General features: G+C 48.3%; 11 protein-coding genes and 1 tRNA gene. 11 read left to right on the forward strand and 1 reads right to left on the reverse strand.

From position 1 onward, the window contains the following. Positions 1-5 precede the first annotated feature (5 nt). The 11 genes from aroC (at position 6) to G3I67_RS01350 (ending at position 11742) form a co-directional block, all read left to right on the forward strand. Entirely contained in the window at positions 6-1079 is a 1074-nt protein-coding gene (aroC, locus tag G3I67_RS01300; RefSeq protein ID WP_163651154.1) for a chorismate synthase, read from the forward strand. 102 nt (positions 1080-1181) lie between these two features. After that, positions 1182-2585, forward strand: coding sequence for a 3-isopropylmalate dehydratase large subunit (gene leuC / locus G3I67_RS01305; RefSeq protein ID WP_163651155.1), 1404 nt, complete (start codon positions 1182-1184; stop codon positions 2583-2585). A gap of 5 nt (positions 2586-2590) precedes the next feature. After that, positions 2591-3247 (forward strand): 3-isopropylmalate dehydratase small subunit, encoded by a 657-nt coding sequence (gene leuD / locus G3I67_RS01310; RefSeq protein WP_163651156.1) that lies wholly within the window; start codon positions 2591-2593, stop codon positions 3245-3247. Between the two features lie 78 nt (positions 3248-3325). Continuing rightward, on the forward strand, positions 3326-4402 hold the full coding sequence (leuB, locus tag G3I67_RS01315) for a 3-isopropylmalate dehydrogenase (protein ID WP_163651157.1): 1077 nt from the start codon (positions 3326-3328) through the stop codon (positions 4400-4402). A gap of 89 nt (positions 4403-4491) precedes the next feature. Next, the gene (gene asd, locus G3I67_RS01320; protein ID WP_163651158.1) at positions 4492-5619 is read left to right on the forward strand and encodes an aspartate-semialdehyde dehydrogenase; all 1128 of its coding nucleotides are present in this window, start codon (positions 4492-4494) and stop codon (positions 5617-5619) included. A gap of 36 nt (positions 5620-5655) precedes the next feature. After that, complete coding sequence (locus G3I67_RS01325) at positions 5656-7185, forward strand: FimV/HubP family polar landmark protein (RefSeq protein WP_163651159.1); 1530 nt, start codon at positions 5656-5658, stop codon at positions 7183-7185. Positions 7186-7215: 30 nt separating this feature from the next. Continuing rightward, positions 7216-8037: a tRNA pseudouridine(38-40) synthase TruA gene (gene truA / locus G3I67_RS01330; RefSeq protein WP_163651160.1), complete on the forward strand. Its 822-nt coding sequence runs from the start codon at positions 7216-7218 to the stop codon at positions 8035-8037. Then, on the forward strand, positions 7998-8657 hold the full coding sequence (locus G3I67_RS01335; protein WP_163651161.1) for a phosphoribosylanthranilate isomerase: 660 nt from the start codon (positions 7998-8000) through the stop codon (positions 8655-8657). Before truA ends, G3I67_RS01335 begins: the two co-directional genes overlap by 40 nt. A gap of 50 nt (positions 8658-8707) precedes the next feature. After that, positions 8708-8784 (forward strand) — tRNA-Val (locus G3I67_RS01340). A gap of 197 nt (positions 8785-8981) precedes the next feature. Further along, a complete protein-coding gene (locus G3I67_RS01345; protein ID WP_235931599.1) occupies positions 8982-10706 on the forward strand; it encodes a SulP family inorganic anion transporter in 1725 nt (574 codons plus the stop codon). 127 nt (positions 10707-10833) lie between these two features. After that, complete coding sequence (locus G3I67_RS01350) at positions 10834-11742, forward strand: DUF6268 family outer membrane beta-barrel protein (protein WP_163651163.1); 909 nt, start codon at positions 10834-10836, stop codon at positions 11740-11742. A 24-nt stretch (positions 11743-11766) separates the two neighbouring features. Here the strand turns inward: G3I67_RS01350 and G3I67_RS01355 are convergent, their stop codons facing one another. Beyond that, positions 11767-13035 (reverse strand): carbohydrate porin, encoded by a 1269-nt coding sequence (locus G3I67_RS01355; RefSeq protein ID WP_163651164.1) that lies wholly within the window; start codon positions 13033-13035, stop codon positions 11767-11769. Between the last annotated feature and the right edge of the window lie 12 nt (positions 13036-13047).

Consider the following 13047-nt stretch of genomic DNA (forward strand, 5'->3'; position numbering starts at 1 on the left):
ACTATATGTCTGGTAATTCGCTCGGTAAATTGTTCTGCGTCACGAATTTTGGTGAATCGCATGGTCCGGCCATTGGCTGCGTGGTTGACGGTTGTCCGCCTGGAATACCATTGACTGAAGCGGATATCCAATTCGATCTGGATCGTCGCCGTCCCGGTACTTCCCGCCATGTCACGCAAAGACAGGAGCCCGATCAGGTGGAAATCTTGTCTGGTGTGTATCAAGGCAAGACGACCGGTACCCCCATCGCCCTGCTCATCCGAAACGCGGATGCGCGCAGTAAGGATTACAGTGCCATCGCGGACACATTTCGACCGGGCCATGCCGACTTTACTTACTTCAAGAAATATGGCGAGCGCGATCCCAGGGGTGGAGGGCGTTCTTCGGCTAGGTTGACCGCCCCTACGGTCGCCGCTGGGGCGATTGCTAAAAAGTGGTTGGCCGGGCGTTTCGGAACCTTGATTCGTGGGTACATGAGTCAACTTGGACCGATCACGATGCCTTTCGAAAGTTGGGATCATGTTCCCAATAACCCTTTCTATTCTGCCAACCAGGGCGTAGTGCCTGATTTAGAAGCTTATATGGATAAGCTGCGGCATGATGGCGATTCCGTAGGGGCTAGAATCGAAGTGGTTGCCGAAAATCTGCCTGCAGGTTGGGGTGAGCCCATTTATGACAGGCTTGATGCCGATATCGCGCATGCGATGATGGGCCTGAATGCCGTCAAGGGGGTTGAAATCGGTGCCGGTTTTAATAGTGTCACCCAGCGTGGTTCCGAGCACGGGGATGAAATCACAAAGGAAGGATTCCTTAGTAACCATGCGGGTGGAATTCTGGGGGGGATCTCCACAGGTCAGCCGATTACAGTGAGCTTGGCTATCAAACCAACTTCAAGTATTCGAATCGAGAGGCAGTCCATAGACCGCTCAGGGCAGCCGGTCATGGTACAGACACTGGGTCGTCATGATCCTTGTGTGGGGATCCGTGCCACCCCAATTGCCGAAGCTTTGCTCGCGATTGTGCTTGCGGACCACGCTTTGCGTCATCGTGCCCAGTGTGCCGATGTCGTAAACGTCTGATCACTTGGCGAATGGCGATACCGGCTGGATTCAGACACGCTTTTGCTATGGCATAATCAAAAATTATCCCTTTTTCGCATGTAATCAGGCATTTCCAGCGTCATGAAAAAAACTTTATACGACAAGCTTTGGGACGCCCATGTGGTTCATGAAGAACCCGATGGCACCACGATTCTTTACATTGATCGCCATCTTTTGCATGAGGTCACGAGTCCGCAGGCGTTCGAAGGCCTGGATTTGGCAGGTCGTCCGCTCTGGCGTTTGAATGCCAACCTTGCGGTAGCAGATCATAACGTTCCCACTATTGATCGTGCCCAGGGTATTACCGATCCTGTCTCTAAACTGCAGGTCGATACGCTTGACGCCAACTGCGACAAGCATCATGTCATTGAATTCAAGATGAATGATGTGCGTCAAGGTATCGTACATGTGATAGGTCCGGAGCAGGGTGCCACTCTGCCGGGAATGACTGTTGTTTGCGGCGATTCGCATACGAGTACGCATGGAGCGATTGGTGCTCTTGCCTTTGGCATTGGCACCTCCGAGGTCGAGCATTGCATGGCCACGCAGACTTTACAGGTCAAGAAGAACAAGAACATGCTTGTACGGGTCGAAGGCGCATTACCGGCCGGCTGTACAGCAAAAGACGTCATCCTTCATGTTATTGGTGTCATTGGGACCGCAGGTGGTACCGGCCATGCGATCGAATTTGCCGGCTCTACGATTCGTGGATTAACGGTCGAAGGGCGCATGACCTTGTGCAACATGTCGATTGAAGCTGGTGCCCGATCAGGTATGGTTGCCGTCGACGAAAAAACGATCGAGTATTTCAAGAATCGTCCTTTTGCTCCAACTGGGGCCCTTTGGGATTCGGCAGTCGCTTATTGGAAGACACTCCATTCGGACGAGGGAGCGCATTTCGATCGAGTTGTTGAAATCGACGCGCGTCAAATTGTTCCTCAAGTTACCTGGGGGACATCGCCCGAGATGGTTCTGCCCGTCACCGGTCGCGTTCCCGATCCCGACAAGGAAAAGGACGAAATCCGCCGAAGCGGCATGGAGCGCGCCCTTGAATACATGGGCCTTAAACCAAACACGGCGATTCAAGACATCAAGATTGATCGAGTCTTCATTGGCTCTTGCACTAATTCCAGAATAGAGGATTTACGTGCGGCGGCGGTGGTAGCCCGTGGCAAGCATGTTGCTAGCAATGTGCGCCAAGCAATGGTTGTGCCGGGCTCCGGATTAGTCAAGGCGCAGGCAGAGCGCGAAGGACTCGATAAGATTTTTATCGAAGCGGGTTTTGAATGGCGTGAACCCGGTTGCTCAATGTGTTTGGCAATGAATGCAGACCGCCTTGAGCCGGGGGAGCGTTGCGCTTCGACTTCAAATCGAAACTTCGAGGGTCGTCAGGGTCAGGGCGGACGCACCCATCTGGTCAGTCCCGCAATGGCTGCCGCTGCTGCGATTGCAGGTCATTTTGTCGACGTGCGTAACTTCAAGTAAAGATCATGGATAAATTCACTACACACAAGGGCTTGGTTGCCCCTCTGGATCGCGAAAACGTCGACACTGATTTGATTATTCCGAAGCAGTTTTTGAAGTCAATCAAACGAACCGGTTTCGGACCAAATTTATTCGACGAGTTGCGTTATCTGGATCACGGCGAGCCTGGGATGGATAATTCCAAGCGTCCTCTGAATCCTGATTTCGTATTGAACCAGCCTCGTTATCAAGGTGCTTCGATATTGCTGGGACGTAAAAATTTCGGTTGTGGCTCGAGTCGCGAACATGCTCCCTGGGCACTTGCTCAGTATGGTTTTCGTGCAGTGATTGCCCCTTCGTTTGCAGACATTTTTTTCAACAACAGTTTCAAGACCGGTTTCTTGCCAATTGTTTTGTCTGAACTGCAAATTGCTCGACTGTTTGACGAGGTTCGCGGTTTTGTCGGCTATCAATTGACAATCGATCTCGAAAAGCAAGTTGTGATTGCGCCTGATGGACGTGAGATGGCATTCGATATCACACCATATCGCAAGTATTGTCTCTTGAATGGTTTGGATGAAATCGGCTTGACTCTATTGCATGCCGACAAAATTCGTGCATTTGAAAGTGAAAGACTTGCACGGCATCCGTGGCTGGATGTTCAACCAATCGGCACACGTTAATGCGCGTTCGGGGCCGGGTGACCGGCCCTGATGTTTTATGGCGTAAAAGTATTTAATAGCTCTACGGATAATTTGATCATGACGCAAAAGATTGCAGTTCTTCCCGGTGACGGAATCGGCCCGGAAATTGTCGAGCAAGCAGTACGTGTTTTAAAAGCGCTCGACTTGCCGTTGGAAATTAATCACGCGCCGGTTGGTGGTACTGCATATGATTTGCATGGCCATCCATTACCCCCCGATACGCTTAAGTTGGCCCAGGAGTCCAATGCCGTTCTTTTTGGTGCGGTGGGTGACTGGAAGTACGACAAACTTCCGCGAGAGCATCGCCCGGAACAAGCTATTCTCGGTTTGCGCAAGGCGATGGGGTTGTTTGCAAACCTGCGTCCCGCCATACTTTATCCTGAATTGGCCAATGCATCCTCTCTCAAACCTGAAATCGTTTCAGGTCTGGATATTCTTATTTTGCGTGAATTGACTGGCGATATTTATTTCGGAACGCCTCGTGGCGTTCGTGAGGCACCCGATGGCCCATTCAAGGGGCAACGCGAGGGATTCGATACGATGCGTTACGCGGAGCCCGAGATTCGTCGAATCGCTCATATTGGATTTCAGGCTGCGATGAAGCGTCAGGGAAAATTGTGCAGCGTTGACAAGGCCAATGTTCTTGAGACGTCACAGCTTTGGCGCGACATCGTTACTGATGTCTCAAAAGAGTATCCAGGCGTACAGCTCTCGCATATGTATGTGGATAATGCAGCGATGCAACTTGTGCGCGCGCCTCGCGAGTTTGATGTGATTGTGACCGGCAATCTTTTTGGCGACATTCTTTCTGATGAAGCGGCAATGCTAACCGGTTCGATTGGCATGCTGCCTTCTGCATCGCTTAACGCTTCGGGGCAGGGCTTGTACGAGCCTAGTCATGGTTCAGCCCCTGATATTGCAGGTAAAGGCATCGCCAATCCCTTGGCCACGATTTTGTCTTCTGCAATGATGTTGCGTTATTCGTTGAACCAGGCGGCACATGCTGATCGCATCGAGAAAGCGGTGCAAAAGGTGTTGCAACAGGGGCTCAGAACTGCAGATATTTTTGAGGCAGGCACCACTAAAGTTGGTACTTCCCAGATGGGAGATGCAGTTCTTAAAGCGCTTGGTTAATAGGAACTTAGGTTTAAAATCCTGAATACCATGTCTTTACGACCTGCTGTCGTTTAAATATGGCTTAATTAATTTGTATTGGTTTGAAAATGAAAAACTCTGTCGGTTTCATCGGGTGGCGCGGAATGGTCGGTTCGGTTCTCATGCAGCGTATGCGTGACGAGAATGACTTTCCATTGATTAATCCGGTTTTTTTCTCCACGAGTAACGCTGGTGGACGCGCCCCCGAATGGGCAGGGTCCACTGCGCTGGAAAACGCTTTTGACATTGATACGCTGAAAAAGCTTCCAATCATTGTCACTGCGCAAGGTGGTGATTACACGACAGAGGTCTATCCGAAGTTGCGTGCGGCCGGCTGGTCGGGCATCTGGATTGATGCGGCAAGCACGCTCAGGATGAAGGATGATGCCATTATTGTGTTGGATCCGGTTAATCGTGGGGTGATTGATGCTGCGCTTAAGCGTGGTGTTAAGGATTACATCGGTGGTAACTGCACGGTAAGCTGCATGTTGATGGGGTTGGCTGGTCTGTTTAATCATGATTTGATCGAATGGATGACCAGCATGACCTATCAGGCGGCTTCCGGTGGTGGTGCACAGCACATGCGCGAGTTACTCAATCAGTTCGGATTAATCAACGCTGCGGTTAAAAACGGACTTGATGATCCAGCCAGCGCTATTCTGGATATTGATCGAGGCGTTTTATCTTTGCAGCAAAGCGGTTCTTTACCTACCGAGCAATTCGGTATCCCCTTGGCAGGTAACCTTATTCCCTGGATCGATAAAGATCTTGGTAATGGAATGTCTCGTGAAGAATGGAAAGGTGAAGCCGAAACGAACAAGATTTTAGGCCGTGGTGAATCTTTCGGTACCGTTGCGACGCCGATTGATGGATTGTGTGTCCGAATCGGAGCGATGCGTTGCCATAGCCAGGCTCTTACAATCAAACTCAAGCGCGATATTCCGATGGATGAAGTTTCCGACATCATCGCTAAAGGAACCGCTTGGGCGAAAGTCGTACCGAACAACAAAGAAGATACTTTGAAAGCCTTATCTCCAGTTTCTGTAACTGGCACATTGGATATTCCGGTCGGGAGAATGAGAAAACTGTCCATGGGCCCTCAATACATGAGTGCTTTCACCATTGGCGACCAATTGCTATGGGGGGCAGCTGAGCCACTTCGTCGCATGTTGAGAATTGCATTGGGCGAGCTCTGATTCATTGAGAGTTAACAGCAAAAAAAGGCTAAATTCATGCGCAAGGAAATAGCGAAATTTTCTTTAAATACGACTCTAAAAATCGCATCGATCATGATGATTTCTGCGACGAGCTCATCTTCCTTCGCATTCAAGCCCGGCCATGGTAGCGTGCTGTCCGATATCGGCGCCCCTTTGCAAATTACGATCCCTTTACTTGAACTGACTGCCCAGGAAGCAAGTTCACTTCAAGCTCGGGTTGCAAATGAAGATGCATGGACAAAGTCCGGACTCACGCCTCCCGCCGCATTGGATAGCCTGAAAGTTGATGTCGTTCCCGGATTCATTGCCGGATCCCGTAGATTGTTGATCACTTCTTCCATGCCACCAAGACAATCTCCTGTTGATGTTTTGATTGATATCACGACATCTTCTGGAGCCACTCAGATCCAGTCCAGCTATTTGGTGACGATGCCGGAGGATCTGAGTGCGAAATCCCAGACATCTGCAGGCGGATCTTCCTCTGCTCGCACTGGTGGCGCCGGACAAAACATTGTCAAGCCTGGTATGACCCTTTATTCGATCGCACTTAAGAACGCAGTGCCGGGGGCAGATGTATATCAGATGTTAGCGGCATTGTTTGAAGCAAATCCGGACGCTTTCATCTCGGGCAACATGAATTTGTTAAAGGCTGGTGCTGTTCTTTCGATACCTGATGCGGATACCGTCAGGTCAATCGATAAGAATAAAGCGCGTAAGCTTTTTCAGACACAAGCCAGCGCATTTAATGAAATTCGTCGCGCCAAGCAGGCTGCGCGTGCAGCAGCGCTTGCCCGAAACTCCAGCCAACCAGCAAAATCTGGCACAACCGGTTCTGGAGCAGAGGCCAACGGAGCCCAGGATCAATTGCGTTTAACGTCAAACAGCCCAACGGATCAAAAAGAAGATGCGCGAACTGCTGCTAAGAACGAAGCGAACGAAATCAATGCCCGTATCAAGATTTTGCAGGAAAACGTCGATCAGTTGAAAAACTCAACCGCTGATTCTTCTGTTAAACAATCTGTAACAACACCATCACCGACACAGACAGCTACCTCCCAGCAACCTCAGCCTGTTAGCGATTCCAAATCTGATGTGGTGACCAAGTCAGCTTCAAACTCCGGCGCAGAAGTGAATGCCGCCACCAGCACTAATGCTGTTGCCAATTCTGCTCCTGCTACTGGCACACAGAATGCATCACCCATCACCGAAAAGACACCTACTGAGCCCCAACCAGTAAAGGCCACGGCACCGGTTGCGGAAAATAAATCGACCTTTGCATCTAAAATTGCCCGAAAGTGGAATGCATTCACAAACGTGCTTGCTGAAAACATTGTTTTTGCCCTTGCAGGATTAATCGCTTTTGGCGCCCTCGTGATTGCTTGGGTGATGAGACGTGCAGGCGAAAGACTCGATGAAGACTCCGATGATTTCATCGCATCTTCAACAAGTCGCCCTCAATCGGATCCAGTGGTGGATATCAGTCAAAAACTGGATGGAATCGATTTGAATCTTGATTCACCTCCAACGCTGACTAAAGCGCCCTAGGTGCACTCCTTGCCTTCAATTGTCTGAATCATGACCCGGATAGCACTTGGCATTTCTTATGATGGTAAGGATTGGCAAGGGTGGCAAAAGCAACCCCATAGGTTGACGATACAAGACCAGTTAGAAGACGCAATCGAAAATTTTCTCAGAGTTCGTGTTGATACCGTTTGCGCCGGGCGGACTGATACGGGAGTGCACGCCACCGGGCAGGTTGTTCACCTTGATACGGACATCACTCGAACAGCAGAGTCGTGGGTCCGTGGATTGAACGCTCTTTTACCCAGGTCAATTGGAGTTCAATGGGCACATAGCGTCGACAGGGATTTTCATGCGAGATTTTCAGCGACATCTCGATCATATTCATACGTTTTACTGAATAGTCGCATACGTCAGCCATTATGGGATCGTCGGGCAGGATGGGTATTCCAATCTCTCGATCTGGATGCCATGCAAAAGGCATCTCTATCGCTTATTGGCGAACATGATTTCAGCAGTTTCAGATCTTCACAGTGTCAGGCTAAGTCACCGATTCGAAAAATGCATAGCATTGACTTTGCTCGATTCGGTGACATCACTGTCGTTTCGCTTCGCGCCAATGCTTTTTTACACCACATGGTCAGAAACATCATGGGAGCGCTGTTACAGGTTGGACAAGGCCGTGAGCCTGTAACATATATTGATCATCTACTAGAGGTTCGTGATCGAACCTCTGGTGCACCCACTTTTTCACCTGATGGACTTTACTTGACGGGAGTGTCTTACCCCGGGTATCAATTCCAGATGGAATCACCTTTACCAACAATGATTCAGACATGCAATCTACTCGCACCCGCATCAAAATCTGCGGTTTAACCCGCCTTGAGGATATTGCCGCGGCAACCAAATTTGGCGCCGATGCGATCGGTTTTGTGTTTTATCCACCCAGCAATCGTTATGTTTCACCGACTCAGGCCCGGACACTCACGCAAAATATGCCGGCTTTTGTTAGTACTGTCGCACTATTCGTCAACCCAAGCGAGACAGAGGTTCGGGATGTGATTGAGACCATGCGGCCATCCCTTCTGCAGTTTCATGGGGAAGAGTCACGGGAATATTGCTCTTCATTCGGAATCCCTTACTTGAAGGCTTTTCGAATTGGCGCGCCCGAACTTGATTCACCATTGAAGATTACTCATTTTTGTTCACAGTATTTCGATGCGGCAGGTTGGCTCTTCGATAGTTACACACCTGCATATGGCGGAAGCGGATTGGGATTTGATTATTCGCTTTTGTCTGAACTGAATGCGTCCAATCGTGTTGCCAGACCTATAGTGTTGTCGGGTGGATTGAATCAATCGAATGTTGTTCAGGCTATTAGGCAATTGTCCCCTTGGGCTGTCGATGTCAGTAGTGGAGTTGAGGATGCCCCGGGCATTAAATCATCTCAGAAAATGAACGAATTTGTATCGGCTGTTCGTGCAGCGAATGCATAATTCAATGGTTTTGACACGCTTACTTCTATTCATATATAATTCTTGTCTTTAGGCGGTTAGCTCAGCTGGTTAGAGCGCCACGTTGACATCGTGGAGGTCGTTGGTTCGATTCCAATACCGCCTACCATCACCATACCTTCATCTCTTTCCCACTTTCCCTGATCTGGTCTCACAGCACATTTTTTTTGTGTGGTGTCCTTGTCCATTTTTTTACATTGCGATACGCACACAGGATGTAGACTAAACCTTCTTACCCTTTATTTGTAATGTTTTATACATTTCAAAATGATGCAGCCTCCAAGCACTGAAGATTTAGGTATATCCATGCAGCCATTACAACGTGGTTACAAACGTTGGTTTCCAGGCTTATCGCTTATCAAGACATATAAAGCTTCATGGGTTCATCGTGATATTTTTGCTGGCTTTGTCTTGGCAACAATGTTGGTTCCCGTAGGTATTGCATACGCAGTTGCCTCCGGATTGCCCGGAATATACGGTCTATATGCAACTATAGTGCCTTTGCTTGTATATGCGCTGCTTGGTCCCAGCCGTATTTTGGTTCTTGGGCCAGATTCATCTTTAACCGCCATTATTCTCGCAGTTGTATTGTCCAATGCCGACGGCGATCCTGTTAAAGCACTTACCTTGGCCGGAATGATGGCAATTGTTGCCGGATTGTTATGTCTTTTTGCTGGAATTACTCGGCTGGGTTTTGTTACGGACTTGCTTTCCAAACCGATTCGTTATGGTTATATGAATGGAATTGCCATCACCGTCATGATCAGTCAGTTACCTAAGTTATTCGGTCTTCCGGCATCAACGGAAGGGCCGCTTATTAGTTTATATAAGACAGTAACGAGTGTGATTAGACTGCAAGCAAACTGGATGACGCTGGCTGTTGGTCTTTTGACTATTTTCATTATTTTGCTTTCAAAGCCATATAAGAGACTTCCGGGATTGTTGATTGCTGTTTTAGTTGTGTCGGTAATAGTCGGTTACTTCGATTTATCATCTACGCATCAGGTAATGATTCTTGGATCCATTCCGCAGGGGTTGCCACATTTTTCAATACCCTGGATTGAAGCGAGCGATGTCGTTCCGGTGCTAATGGGCGGGTTTGCCATTGCGCTTGTATCACTTGCTGACACAAGTATTTTGTCACGCAGTTATGCCGTCCGTCATGGTGGTTATGTTGACCAAAATCAGGAGATGATTGCGCTTGGAGCCGCCAACATCGCAACCGGTTTTTTTCAAGGTTTCGCAGTCAGCAGTAGCTCCTCTCGCACTCCGATTGCGCAAGTCGCAGGGGCACAGACGCAAGTCACTGGATTAATCGGCGCCTTTGTTGTTTCACTTTTTTTGATTGTGGCGCCCGATTCTCTCAAATACTTGCCCGATAGTGCGTTAGCTGCTGTTGTTTTAATTGCGGCTTGGAGCTTGTTCGAGGTATCGGATTTAAAAAGAATTTATCGGATTCAAAAAGGCGAGTTCTGGCTATCCATGTTTTGCTTTGCCGCTGTCGTGACCTTCGGTGTGATTACGGGAATTACTCTGGCAATCATCGTTGCGATTATTGATTTCTTGTGGCAAAGCTGGCGGCCGCATTTCGCGATTCTGGGGCGCGTCGATGGCATAAAGGGATACCATGACATCACGCGTTATCAGAATGCAAAACAAATTCCCGGACTTTTGTTGTTTCGATGGGATGCTGCATTATTTTTTGCAAATGCTGAATTATTTCAACAGAAATTGCTTGCGGCAGTTGCCGCATCACAATCACCTGTGAAATGGGTGGTGGTGGCAGCTGAACCAATTACAAATGTAGATGTCACAGCATCCGATACCGTAGGCGATCTGATTAAGATATTGAAACAGTCCAAAATCAAATTACATTTCTCTGAAATGAAAGATCCTGTCAAAGATAAAATTAAAAAATATGGACTGTTTGATCAAATCGGTAATGATGCTTTTTTTCCGACTGTAGGTGCCGCTGTAAAAAAATTTATAGAAACCCACTCAATTGAATGGAAGGATTGGGAAGATCGTTAATTGCCCCGGGATTGCCCTGAGATTGCAGCAGCGCCTCGTCTACTATGCAATCAAAAGTGATATTCTTTGCCTAGATATTTACGTATATTGTCGATATAAATTGTTTGATCTTTTTGGCTAACCGCGCATGTCCAGACTATTTAAAGCAGGATTAATCGTAGCTGCAGTTGGAAGCCTTCATTTTTCGACAGCATTCTCCCAGATGCCTTCTTCTGGATTGACTCCCTCCGTTTCTCTATTTGGATTGAATCAATCTCGAACCAGTCTGGATTCAGGCGGTAGCTTTGGCTGGTCTGAAGCTGCAGCGGTGGTGAGCTTGAATCAACAATTCAGCTCACAATTTAGAGCGGGTGTTAATTTCCGGTATGCCTATCAAAATTGGACCTGGAGTGCACCGGGTGCATTTGAAGGCCATCAGCCTTGGAAGAATATCAACACCCCCGGCGTTGGATTGAATTTTACTTATTCACCCACTCCTGATTGGCATCTCATGTTCAATCCTAGCATTGTCTGGAGCGGGGAAGCAGGGGTTGGTACGAACGATTCGGCCATCTATGGCGCTGTCTTTAGTGCTGCAAAAAGTTTTTCACCTGATTTAACTCTTGGACTGGGGGCAGGTGTCTTCAGAGAATTCGACACTACAAAAGTGTTCCCTTATCTCGTTGTTAACTGGAAAATCAATGACCGCTGGAAGTTAAGCAACCCTTTGCCAGCTGGACCAACTGGTGGAGCAGGGCTTGAACTAGCCTATGCATTGACAGAAAAATGGACATTAGCCGGTGGAGGCTCTTACCGTACTTATCGTTTTCGTTTGAATGATGATGGTGTCCTGCCGGGCGGTATTGGTCAGAACAGTTTCATACCTGTTTTTGCACGACTATCCTATCGGTTCGATTCCGGAACACTTTTAGACTTATATGCTGCCGCCTTGGTCAACGGTCGACTGAAGGCGATGAATAATAATGATAGTTATTCATACAGCGATCAGTATCAAACAGGTTTTGGAGTCGCGCTGAATCTTTCCCACAGATTTTGAAATCAATTTTCGATCTGAAATTCTTTACATTTCAAAATGCAATCGGAAAGAAAATACATGTGCAGGACCGCGATCCCTGTTGTAACAAGGGCTCGCAATGAATTGATAGTCTACAGTTGCCCATAGCGTTTTATGCAGTTTTAAACTGTAGTAGGTTTCTATAATCCCTTCGCGACCGTAGTTGATTTTTCCGTCGCCGCAAAAAAACGTCTGTCCACCCGCATTCAAATATTCAATATTTGGCGATGACAGTCCGTTCGACGCAAAGGCCAGTCCGAAAACATCATCCGGTCTGGACCAGGCCTGTCCTTTTACAGATAGACCAAGAAGGACTGAATTATTGATTTCGGTAAAGGAGTAGGCTTCTGTCTGTCCATTGTTCCAGCTTAACCGGGCAAACGCGCCTATGCTTTCGGTCAAATTGTGTTCCAGACTCATGCCAAATCCGTATTTTGTTTGATCCTTGCGAGTATTTGCTACATCTGGCATCGACCCTGTCAGTTTCGAAAGATCGAGTGCATCGTTGAAGTTACCAAATTTAGCTCGGTTCCTGAATGCGAGCGCTCGCACTTTACCGGCCTGGTCCCCGATACGGTAACTTTTTTCAACTTCCAGATTATCGCTATAAGACCCTGAGAAATCACCATTAAGCTGTAGTCCATTGGACTGGACGGGCAATAAATTTCTACCTATCCTGAATGCCCAGTCATCGTGGTAATACTCAATGGCCAACCCACGCGTATAACCGCGAGCGTCTGCAGGCATATCCCAGGCGCCGTAGTCCATCATTGCCCAGTTCAAAAACTGAGTTTTAGGATCATGTGAGAATGCATTTTGATCGAAAATATCCGTTATGGCGTAAATGCCACCAGTCATGACGAGCCGTCTGCTATCGATTTGACCGGCAAACTGATTGAATCCGGCTTGTTGTTTCTCTGATTCACCACCCAGGCCAAAGGTCTGACGTACGAAGGCTCTCGCCCAGTAGCCCGAAGGATCGGATCCCCCGGCCTTTTGTGCTTCACCATTGGACATTCCGCCAAACCCGCGTAATCCCGAAAACGGATTGCCTTGCGCAGCTTCTGGATCAATAAAAAACTCGGTGCCTTTCCATGGTCTGGCACCAAGGAATGCAGTTGCGCTCAATGAGTAGCCTATCTCCTGGTTTGGATTCAAGCTGCTAAAGTCGGCGTAAGGTGAACGTAATCCAGGATGTTTCTGCCAGATCCAGGTCGATTGGACTTTTGCGGTAAAGTGTTCGAATTCTTCTTCACCATAGGCTGACGAACTCAATCCGCATGCCAG

The sequence above is a fragment of the Sheuella amnicola genome, assembly GCF_010499255.1.
Taxonomy (GTDB): Bacteria; Pseudomonadota; Gammaproteobacteria; order Burkholderiales; family Burkholderiaceae_B; genus Zwartia; species Zwartia amnicola.

Excerpts from the sequence above, each read along its gene's own strand:
- leuD (WP_163651156.1), top strand. The coding sequence starts at position 2,591 with ATGGATAAATTCACTACACACAAGGGCTTGGTTGCCCCTCTGGATCGC.
- G3I67_RS01325 (WP_163651159.1), top strand. The coding sequence starts at position 5,656 with ATGCGCAAGGAAATAGCGAAATTTTCTTTAAATACGACTCTAAAAATC.
- asd (WP_163651158.1), top strand. The coding sequence starts at position 4,492 with ATGAAAAACTCTGTCGGTTTCATCGGGTGGCGCGGAATGGTCGGTTCG.
- leuB (WP_163651157.1), top strand. The coding sequence starts at position 3,326 with ATGACGCAAAAGATTGCAGTTCTTCCCGGTGACGGAATCGGCCCGGAA.
- G3I67_RS01350 (WP_163651163.1), top strand. The coding sequence starts at position 10,834 with ATGTCCAGACTATTTAAAGCAGGATTAATCGTAGCTGCAGTTGGAAGC.
- G3I67_RS01345 (WP_235931599.1), top strand. The coding sequence starts at position 8,982 with ATGCAGCCATTACAACGTGGTTACAAACGTTGGTTTCCAGGCTTATCG.
- aroC (WP_163651154.1), top strand. The coding sequence starts at position 6 with ATGTCTGGTAATTCGCTCGGTAAATTGTTCTGCGTCACGAATTTTGGT.
- leuC (WP_163651155.1), top strand. The coding sequence starts at position 1,182 with ATGAAAAAAACTTTATACGACAAGCTTTGGGACGCCCATGTGGTTCAT.
- G3I67_RS01335 (WP_163651161.1), top strand. The coding sequence starts at position 7,998 with ATGCAATCTACTCGCACCCGCATCAAAATCTGCGGTTTAACCCGCCTT.
- truA (WP_163651160.1), top strand. The coding sequence starts at position 7,216 with ATGACCCGGATAGCACTTGGCATTTCTTATGATGGTAAGGATTGGCAA.